This window comes from Streptomyces sp. NPDC001153 (assembly GCF_053598315.1).
This window is the reverse complement of record NZ_JBSFJZ010000103.1, coordinates 1-9,106: the sequence shown is the minus strand read 5'-3', so window position 1 is coordinate 9,106 and position 9,106 is coordinate 1. Positions and strand designations below refer to the sequence as shown.

Annotated in this window: 9 protein-coding genes and 1 pseudogene; 4 read left to right on the top strand and 6 right to left on the bottom strand. The window is 67.4% G+C overall.

Annotation, left to right across the window (positions count from 1 at the left end):
* Positions 1 to 529 precede the first annotated feature (529 nt).
* Complete coding sequence (locus ACWDEN_RS47475) at positions 530 to 1,699, bottom strand: MFS transporter (protein ID WP_450864316.1); 1,170 nt, start codon at positions 1,697 to 1,699, stop codon at positions 530 to 532.
* 233 nt (positions 1,700 to 1,932) lie between these two features.
* On the opposite strand from ACWDEN_RS47475, the gene ACWDEN_RS47470 reads away from it, so the two are divergent.
* Positions 1,933 to 2,769: a helix-turn-helix domain-containing protein gene (locus tag ACWDEN_RS47470; RefSeq protein WP_450864314.1), complete on the top strand. Its 837-nt coding sequence runs from the start codon at positions 1,933 to 1,935 to the stop codon at positions 2,767 to 2,769.
* Positions 2,770 to 2,843: 74 nt separating this feature from the next.
* Here the strand turns inward: ACWDEN_RS47470 and ACWDEN_RS47465 are convergent, their stop codons facing one another.
* From ACWDEN_RS47465 to ACWDEN_RS47455, 3 genes are read right to left on the bottom strand one after another with little or no spacing between them, the layout of a single operon-like run.
* On the bottom strand, positions 2,844 to 2,978 hold the full coding sequence (locus ACWDEN_RS47465) for a hypothetical protein (RefSeq protein WP_450864312.1): 135 nt from the start codon (positions 2,976 to 2,978) through the stop codon (positions 2,844 to 2,846).
* Positions 2,975 to 3,424 carry a zinc-binding dehydrogenase gene (locus ACWDEN_RS47460; protein ID WP_450864311.1) on the bottom strand — a complete coding sequence of 150 codons (450 nt, stop codon included), beginning with the start codon at positions 3,422 to 3,424 and terminating at the stop codon, positions 2,975 to 2,977. Before ACWDEN_RS47460 ends, ACWDEN_RS47465 begins: the two co-directional genes overlap by 4 nt.
* Complete coding sequence (locus ACWDEN_RS47455) at positions 3,421 to 3,870, bottom strand: aspartate 1-decarboxylase (RefSeq protein ID WP_351622905.1); 450 nt, start codon at positions 3,868 to 3,870, stop codon at positions 3,421 to 3,423. Before ACWDEN_RS47455 ends, ACWDEN_RS47460 begins: the two co-directional genes overlap by 4 nt.
* Positions 3,871 to 3,974: 104 nt before the next feature.
* On the opposite strand from ACWDEN_RS47455, the pseudogene ACWDEN_RS47450 reads away from it, so the two are divergent.
* Positions 3,975 to 4,476, top strand: a pseudogene (locus tag ACWDEN_RS47450) (DDE-type integrase/transposase/recombinase); the annotation flags it as partial.
* A gap of 56 nt (positions 4,477 to 4,532) precedes the next feature.
* Here ACWDEN_RS47450 and ACWDEN_RS47445 read toward each other — a convergent pair.
* Positions 4,533 to 5,261 (bottom strand): hypothetical protein, encoded by a 729-nt coding sequence (locus tag ACWDEN_RS47445; protein WP_351622900.1) that lies wholly within the window; start codon positions 5,259 to 5,261, stop codon positions 4,533 to 4,535.
* Between the two features lie 266 nt (positions 5,262 to 5,527).
* Positions 5,528 to 5,968 (bottom strand): hypothetical protein, encoded by a 441-nt coding sequence (locus ACWDEN_RS47440; RefSeq protein ID WP_450864308.1) that lies wholly within the window; start codon positions 5,966 to 5,968, stop codon positions 5,528 to 5,530.
* Between the two features lie 1,117 nt (positions 5,969 to 7,085).
* On the opposite strand from ACWDEN_RS47440, the gene ACWDEN_RS47435 reads away from it, so the two are divergent.
* Both ACWDEN_RS47435 and ACWDEN_RS47430 read left to right on the top strand, forming a co-directional pair.
* The gene (locus ACWDEN_RS47435; protein ID WP_351622894.1) at positions 7,086 to 7,550 is read left to right on the top strand and encodes a chymotrypsin family serine protease; all 465 of its coding nucleotides are present in this window, start codon (positions 7,086 to 7,088) and stop codon (positions 7,548 to 7,550) included.
* 641 nt (positions 7,551 to 8,191) lie between these two features.
* Positions 8,192 to 9,007: a phosphotransferase enzyme family protein gene (locus ACWDEN_RS47430; RefSeq protein ID WP_351623455.1), complete on the top strand. Its 816-nt coding sequence runs from the start codon at positions 8,192 to 8,194 to the stop codon at positions 9,005 to 9,007.
* Positions 9,008 to 9,106 lie beyond the last annotated feature (99 nt).

The following is a 9,106-nucleotide window of genomic DNA, read 5'->3' as shown; positions in this document are numbered from 1 at the left end:
GTTGCCTACGTGTCACACCCAGCGTCCTACCAGGTCCTGTCCCCGCACGGGACCAGAACCCGAGATTGATCACGACCTCACACAGGCCCTAGTGCGTAAAACGGGGCACGGTCTGGTCAGTCCTGCGCCTGACTCTGCCCCCCATACACCCTCGACGCGCCTGTGGGCGCTGATTGCCAACCGGCTTCCGTCGTCTGGTGGGGAGATCGGCGCCCACAGGGCCATGCGGGCCGTTTCTATGTTGCTTTGAGTTTGCCACCTGTCGGGCGCGGTCTTCGAGGTCTTGGGCAGCGACGATTTTGCGCTGGGCGGGCAGCGTCTTGAGGAGGGTCGTCAGGTGTTGGTCGCCTCGGGCGGATGACAAGTCCAGGCCCTTGCCGTTCCATCGGTGGCCGGGCGTTGTTCGAGCGGTGCAGTGCGGCGATGGATGCGGCGCGGTCGCCGAGGTGCCATTCGACGTGGCCTCGGTGGAACTCGAGGGCGGCTCGGCCGTAGCCGCCTACGGCGTCACGCCGGTCGCGATGTCAGCTCACCGGTAGCGGGCCCGGCCGGCCGCCGCGGCCGCGGTCAAGGGCACGGTCAGGAGTGCCGCCAGCCAGAACAGGGGCCGGTAGGCGTGCGCCTGAGCGGTGGAGGCGGCCAGCCGGCTGGCCAGGGCGCTACCCACGTAGAGTGCCACGCCGAACATGGCCACGCCCGTCGCGCGGGCCGCCGGGGACAGGGCCGTTGCCCACGACTGGATCGTGGAGTGCATGAAGGACCAGCCACCACCGAGGAGCAGCGCGACCACGACGAGCGCTCCGCTGGACTGGCTGTACCCGGCGAGCAGGTAGGCCACGGCGATCTGGACACCGCCGGTCACGATCAGGCGTACCGCGGACCACTGCCCGACGAGCCGCTTGACCACCTGGGCCGCGGTCATGGAGCCGACCCCGTACAGGGCGGCGACCGCGCCGGCCAGGGTGGTGGGAACTCCGTGCGCTTCCAGGGCCGGGGCCAGGTAGGTCAGGAAGCCGAGCAGCACCGCTCCTTCCAGCAGCGCCACCGCCATGACGTACCACTGCCACGGCGAGGACAGGACCACACGGAAGGGGGCCAGCAGTGACCCGGAGGGTGCCCGCTCGGGCTCGGGCAGGCGGCGCAGGGCCACCGCCAGGTAGCAGGCGAGGACGCCGGGCAGGGCGAACACCAGTCGCCAGCTGAGGTAGTGCGCCAGTGCCCCGGCGACGACCGTGGCCACGGCGGTGCCCAGCGCGAAGGCGGTCATCAGCTCGCTGAGGGGCCGCTGCCGTATCGCGACGGGCACCGTGTCGCCCACGTACGTCAGGGAGGTCGCGATGGAGGCGGCGAAGAACGCGCCGGCCAGGGCGCGGGCCCCGATCAGCACGGGGGCGTCGGGAGCGAGGGCCGAGGCCAGGGCGGCCAGCGCAGCGCCGGTCAGCGACACCCGCATCACCCACACTCGGCCCCATCGGTCGCTGGCCACCCCCCACACCGGCTGCATCAGCCCGTACATGAGGTAGTAGCCGCTCGCGGCCAGGACCACGGTGGGCAGCGGGGCCCCGAGTTGCGGTCCGATGAGAACCAGCATGGGCGCGATGCAGAAGCGGTCGAGGTTGCTGACGAAGCCGGCGGTGCGCAGCAGTCGCAAGGAGGACGTGGGCAAAGTCGCCACCGGAGCCGACGCGGTGGTGGTCACGAGGGGACGCTCCCTTCCGAGGGGGTTCGACGAGAACGGGTGACAGAGGGGGACCGACCCGGAGGGATGCGGTCCGGCACCAGTTCAGCACCGGGCCCCTCGGGACGGAGGTCGCTGGCTATTACCATCACTCACACCCTGCCGGTCCGGCCGCGCGCCCGGTGACGGCAGCATCAGAGGAAGGCGCCCGCATTCGAGCAGGCGCCCGCTGTCCGCAGGAGAGGCATGATGCAGTGAGCGCCGCACGCACATCCCCCGGCGCGTTCCCCCACCGCGAACTGGGGGCCTTCCTGCGCTCCCGCCGCGAACGGCTGGCGCCGGGAGAAGCGGGGTTGCCGGACGGCCCGGGCCGCCGGACGCCGGGGCTGCGCCGGGCCGAAGTGGCGGAACTCGCCGGCATCAGCGTGTCGTGGTACACGTGGCTGGAGCAGGGACGGGTGCGTACCTCGGAGCAGGTGCTGCGCGCGGTGGCGCGGGTACTGCGCCTGGATGCCGCGGAGACCGCGCACGTACTGTCGTTCGTGGAGGAGAACAGACAGCCCGCCGACGCTCCCACCTGGGTGTCGCGGAACCTGCTCAGCCTGGTGCAGGCCATGACACCGAACCCGGCCGTGGTGCTCGATCCGCATTGGGACCTGCTGGCCTGGAACGCCGGGTACGCTGCGCTGCTGACCGATCCGGCGCGGCTGCACCCCAAGCAGCGCAATCTTCTCTGGCTGGTGTTCCGCTGGCCGCTGGCCCGGACCCTGCTCGCCGAGTGGGAGGACGAGGCCCGTGCGCTGCTCGGCCAGTTCCGGTCCCGGGCCGCTCGCCGTCCGCACGATCCGCGGTTCGCCGAACTCGTCGAGGAGTTGCTGGCCGACGCCGACGCGGCCCGCTGGTACGAGCGCCGGGAGACGGCCGGGTTCCAGCCCTCGGTACGCCGCTTTCGGCATCCGGCCGTGGGCGAACTGCGCCTGCGCTACGTGAAGCTGGCCGCGGTGGACGAGCCCGGTCATCACTTCCTGGCCTACCTGCCCGATGACCGGGTCTCCGAAGACGCCCTGCGACGACTGCGCGGAAGGGAGTGAGTCCCGGGGTCCTGGCCGCCTTTGGGACGCGGGACCGCGGGGCTCACCTCGGCGACTCGCGCCGCGCGGCCGGATCAGCCGGACAACACGGCCTTCAGGACGGCACCCGCCGCGACGTCGGCCAGGGCATCGGCGTGGTGCTCCAGCGGGTAGACCGTCACCATGCCCTCCAGGTCGAAGCGCGCGGCGAGGGCGGGCAGCAGCCTCACGTATTCGACGAGGTGATCGCCGGTAAGGCCCACGAACCGACCACGTCGAGCTGCCGGTACACGATCTGGTGCGGGTTGAGCTCGGTGTCGCCCGCGTCGGTGTACTGGCCTATGACCAGGTAGGAGCCGCCCCTGCCGGCCAGGATCAGGCCCTGGGCCACGGCGCCCGGGACCCCGGCGCACTCGATGACCAGGTCGGCGCCGTCCGGGCCGGCGGCGGCCCGTGCCTCGCGCAGCACAGCCTCGGCATCCGCGGCGTCCACGATGTTCAGGTGCACGTCACCGATGCCGGCGGCGGCCGCCGCGGCCAGTCGCCGCTCGGACCGCCCACGATGATGACGCGTGCCGCCCCGGCGAGTTGGGCGAAGGCCGCCGCGGCCAGCCCGACCGGGCCGCTGCCCTGGACGATGACCGGCGAGCGGCCTCGCCGATACCGCCGCCGTCACACCCTGATCCCGTTGGCCGGTACGTCTCCGCGCAGCAGCCCGAATCCGGCGGGTACGTCGGCGGGGTCGTCGCCGCGCTGCACGATGCGGTTGTCGGCGTCGACAAAGACGACGCTCGGGACGAACGCACGTGTCTGGGCGTCGGCCATGTCCGCGTAGGAGATGATGATCACCGGGTGCCCGGGGCTGATCAGCCGGGCGGCGGCGCCGTTGATGCCGATGACACCCGAACCGGCGGGGCCCTCGATGACGTACGTGGACAGCCGCTTGCCGTGGCCGACCTGGAGGAACTCGCGGAGCTGGTCGGCGGGGCCGGGCAGCGTGATCTTCGCAGCGGCCTGTACCTCCGGCCCCCCTTCGTTGACGAGCTGCCTCGGCCGGTAGCGATGCCTGGGCCGGCCCGCACGTGGGAGTTTTTCGTGCGTGTTTGAGCGTGCGGTGCGCATGGTCGCGGAGATCCGTCCGAACTATCCGACCGAGTGGGCCGCGATGAAGGCAGTGGCGGCGAAGCTGGGGATCGGTGCGGCGGAGATGGTGCGGACGTGGGTTCACCTACGTGGCCACCTGGTCGGGGATCGTCTACGTCGCGTTCGTCGTGGACGTCTTCTCCCGGGTGATCGTCGGCTGGTCCGCCGCCACCAGCAAGCGATCCAAGCTTGTTCTCGGCGCCCTCGATATGGCCTTGTGGCGACGCGACCGCGCCGGAACTCCTGCTGGACCGGGGCTGGTTCATCATTCGGATGCGGGCAGTGAGTACATTCGCGTTCACGGCGCACCTCCTCGAGGCCGGCATCGACGCCTCGGTCGGCACCGTCGGTGATGCCTTGGACAACGCGCTCATGGAGTCCCGGATCGGCCTCTACAAAACGGAGCTGATCAAGCCCCGTCGGCCCTGGCACGGCCTCGACGTCGAACTCGGCACCGCGGAATGGGTCGACTGGTTCAACAACCACCGGCTCCACAGCGCGATCGGAGACACGCCGCCCCACGAATACGAAACCAACCACTACGCGCAACGCCATCCCCAACCGGCGGCTGGAGTCAACGCATAGAGCCTCCACCGATCCCGGAGCGGTTCACTGACAAGAACCCGCAGCTCATCAGCGGTTCAGTCTCGGGTTTCAGGGGTGAGTTGTTTGGTGATCCTCAGGAGTTCGGCTTCGTGGAGGTTCCGATCCGTGGTGTTAACGATGAATGTGTAGGTCCCGTTCGTCCGTGTCACGGTGTTATTGGAGTCCGGGGAGAGCCCACCGACCCACCCTTGGACAGACTCTGGAATGCCTGCTGTGCTCACTGTGAGTTTTCCGGCGATTTGCGTGATGCTCAGAGACGCCTTGTCCGAGGCGCGGTGGTAGAAACGGGTCCAGGCGGGGCCGGAGCTCTGGGTCCGGATGAATGGTGGCAGCAGGTCATGCTGGCTGGAGTCGCTCCACTGCACGTGAGTGGCCGGTGAATAGCCTGGCGGGAGATATCGTGGGTTGGCCAGCCGCTTCTGGTCGAAGGGGGCAATGGTCCAGCCGCTCCCGGCGTACACCAGCCGTCGTGTCCCTAGCGGTGACTGCAGCGTTGTGGTGATCTGCTCGTCGATCCTGGTGCACTGAGGACGGAGATCGACATCGCTTTCCTGCAGTTCCAAGGTGACGGAATCGCGGGATTCGCTCGCCACCAGGCGGGGCGGGTCCTGCTGGCATGGGGCCCGGCTGTTCAGGGTGGTGATGGTGCGGCCGTCACCGCTCACCAGTACCTCACCCAAGGCCCCCTCCCCATGCCTGCGGTCCTTCATGATCGATGCAGTGACGGCAATGGCGAGAGCAGCCCCTACAACAACGGCCAACATGATGAGTAGGGTTCGGTGACGCCTTTTCGGGTTCACGGTCGTGCTCCAAGGTGTGCGAGCCAGCTCCCTGGCTTCATTCGATGGGTCGTGTAGCCATCGGGGCGACACCCTCATCTTGTACTCTCCGCCCCATCGCTTTGGGGCCATCGCTGGGCCGTCCTGGGCGTACCTCGACAGACAGAGAACGACGGCCCGGCGGTCCCTTCTGCCCGACCTGATGCCCTGTCCGAGTCTGGCGGCAGAGTCCTGCTGGCACAGGGCTACCATCACCCAGCCGGGGGTTCTACGGCGACGACCTTAATACGGTCACCGAATTTTGCGCCTAGCCCACGCTTGGCCCGCTCCAGGTCGCCGTTAACACCGACCTCCACGACCCCACGGGTGAATGCGAGCTCATCCCCTCCGCTGCTGACTCTGATGATGCGGTAACCGGTGGTGTTTCCTATAAGTGGCACAAGGCGGTCGTGCGTGGCCCGCATCTCTTTCCTGGACCGCGGTGCGTTATGGAGATCGACGTGTACACCGAGCCCGAGCCCGGACAGGGCAGCATCGAAGCGCGAGTCCGTTCTGCGGTAGACGATGAGGCCGTCGCCGGCAGTGTCCACCTCCACCCCCGTATAGGTATCCGGGAACGAACTCCCCAGTTGTTCGATCGAGTCCGCGGCTCGGTGGAGTGCTGCCTCGTTAGCCGGCCCGGATTTATCCATGGACGGGTGGGCGACGGGGCTCGAGCCAGTAGACGGGGTGCCGGTCCGCGGAAGTTCGGACGGTGCGGCGGACATCATGCCTGCGGGGGCGCCGACGGACTGCCGACTATGCTGCCCGCAGGCAGCCGTGAGCAGGACAGCCGTCGCGGCCAGACTTATTCCGATCGCGCGCACGGACGCATGGGTGTGTGGCATGGGCGGGCCCTTACTTCAACAGGTCAGGGAATACCTGATTGACGCCGGGAGTTGTGGGATGTCACCGCGCTTCCGGAGGCACCCGGATCGATGGCGACGCGAAGATTTCGGCGATCGTACCCTTCGGCCCACCTGCTGGTCGCACGCTCCTCATCCGTCAAGGTGACCCAAAAGCCCCAGCTCGGCGCCGACACGGTCGAGCAGAGCAGCGGTGACGACAGACCCCCGCGACGATCCAGACTTTCGCGCGACGTGGCAGGCACGCCACGTGCCCGACGAGATACAAGTCCTCTTCCCAGTGCCGGTTCGTCGCCACGGTGCCAGACGACACAGAACCAGCGCAACAGACCTCACCTGTCGCTTTTCTGGTAGCCCCGACGAGGGGGACGTGCCACACCCTGCCACATTGCGGGGCCGGGGACCGTGGGAACACATGCGACAGCGTTGGGGGCAAGGACGGAAGCGCGGCCACAGCCAACGAGGGTGAAGCCAACGCCGGCGGACACGCCTCGGCCTGTCCGTGACTGGCTGGGCCGCCTCTGCACCGTGCGAGGCGAGCCGAGGCTAACCAACGTTGACAGGCGACGATGCGGGCTAAACCGGCCTTGGATCGCGGCTTCGCACCAAATGATTTCGCAATAGGTAAGGTGCTCATTTCCGGCATGCATTTTCGAGGCTCACGATTTCCTGACCTTCGAGCTCTGTGGGTGCCTGGTAGCGTGCGCCAAGATCGATTGCGAATCGCGTAATCGAGCTTGGCGAACCGTAACTTCCGTTGGGGACAGCATGAGTGGTGGAACCACCAGACGCCGGGTGCGAGGGATACTTGCCGTCTCACTCCTGGCAGTAATCCCGCTCGTGGCCGAACATGGGGGATCAGTCGGACATCTACGATGTTTCTGGCCTCACTCCAGGAAGTGGCTTGTCCGGTGCCCACGTCTATGACGGCGCCTGGGACGACACGACCGGTTGCTCGAAGCCCGTCTCGGGATGGGAGCACAACTATGTAAATGAGCAAGTATGCACATCCGGCGCCAACGGAGGTGTGCACTGCGGCGTCTACATCTCGCAGACTCACATAGGCGTCACGGGCAATAATGGCATCTATCGGCCGGATGTCGATTTGGCGTATTCGGGAAGCGCCAACGGCATCGCCGCGGTCAACGGGGACAGCGGCGGTCCAGTGTTCAGCGGCATCTCAAGTGGCTGGAAAACCGACGCAGCTCGGGGCACGATCACGGCTCTCGACACCACAACGAACTGCAATGGCCAGAGCACTGCGGACTCCTGGCAGCGGACCGCGTGGTGCTTTCACGGGGTGTATTACGTGCCCATTTCCGTGACCCTGGCCGTCATGAACTGGACGATCAACACCAGCGCCAGCTGATCCACAAGGCTTCACGGCCCGTCACCGAGATTCGTCACTCGGTGGCGAGCCACCTGTGTCGCCCAGCCTTTCCGACAGGGAAGGGCGCCTTCAAGGACGAGTTGATCTTGTCGCTGTGCTGGTCACGGGTGCGTGACGACGACTGGTGGGTGCGGCACGCGCCCACCGGAGCTCCCGTTGAGGGACCGATGACCTTCCCGCAGACACCGTCCACAACGGACCTCCGAAGCCGTCAATCCGCCGATATCTGTCTTGCCAAGTCGCCCGATCCTCCGGCCCGGTGCCCGCATCACCACGGTTTCCGGCGTTCGGCTGGCACCCAACGGTGCGACCGTCCGGCGCCTGAACATCCACACACGGCAACGCGTCGACCAGCTCGAACAGTTCGTCCCCGCGCGCGGTCAGACGGTCGAATAAATCCTCCCGGAAGCGTGACGCTTTCGCGAACGCTTCCCCCGGAACATGATCAGGCAGCAGACTCACTTCACGGCCTTCGTCGTGGTCACGTGCATCCTTGGTCGGAGCACATGATCAGACGAAGGCCGCCTCAACGTTCGGCGAACGCCCAGGTGAGCGGCCTAGTTCGAGGCGCATTTCGGGACCGCCCCACACACGGCCGACCCGACGGTAGCGTGATCGACATGACGGCTGAGGGTGAGACGGCAGAGGGCGAAGCCCTGATCGGCGGCATGGTGAACGCGGGCGCGGTCTTCCGCCACGGTGCCCTGGTGGAACGCCCGGCGCCGCGCACCGCGCGCGCCCTCCATGCCCATCTCCTCGCGCTCAAAGAGCACGGGTTCGACGCGGCTCCGAGGCCGATCCGTCTCACCGCAGACGGCCGCGAGCAGTTGACCTTCATCCCCGGCGACGTCGCTCTACCGCCGTTTCCGCGCTGGGTGATGACCGAGACCGCGTTGAGTTCGGTGGGAAGCCTGTTGAGGCGTCTGCACGACGCCAGCGCGGCCATCGCGGTTGACGCATGCGCTGAGTGGCCCCGATCCCTGGCCGACCCGGCGGGAGGAACGATGCTGTGCCACAACGATGTGTGCCCGGAAAACGTCGTCTTCCGCGACGGCCGTGCCACAGCCCTGATCGATTTCGACCTGGCGGCCCCCGGCCGAGCAGTATGGGACGTTGCCATGACCGCCCGCTACTGGGTTCCCATGCTTGATCCCACGTCCGCGGCAGTTCTCTATCCCGCGGGGCTGGATGCCCCGGCACGACTGCGGATACTCGCCGACGGCTACGGTCTCTCCCCGCAGGAGCGCGGTGAATTGCCCGGCGTCATCGAGCAGGCCACCGCAACCTGCCGGGCCTTCGTCGCTGATCGAGTGGCCGACGGTGACCCCGTCTACACCCAGGCGCTGTCCGAGCACGGTGGTTGGCAGCGTTGGGACCGCATCCAGCAGTGGCTGGTGGCTCACCACGAGATGTTCACGGCTGCCCTGTTGGGATAACTGGCTAAGAAGTCCTAACAGAAGTGGTTGATCATGTGACTGCTGGCTTATCCGCTCGTTGGTCTGGTCGTGGGGAAACGTCAGTCGCGGCCGTGGATC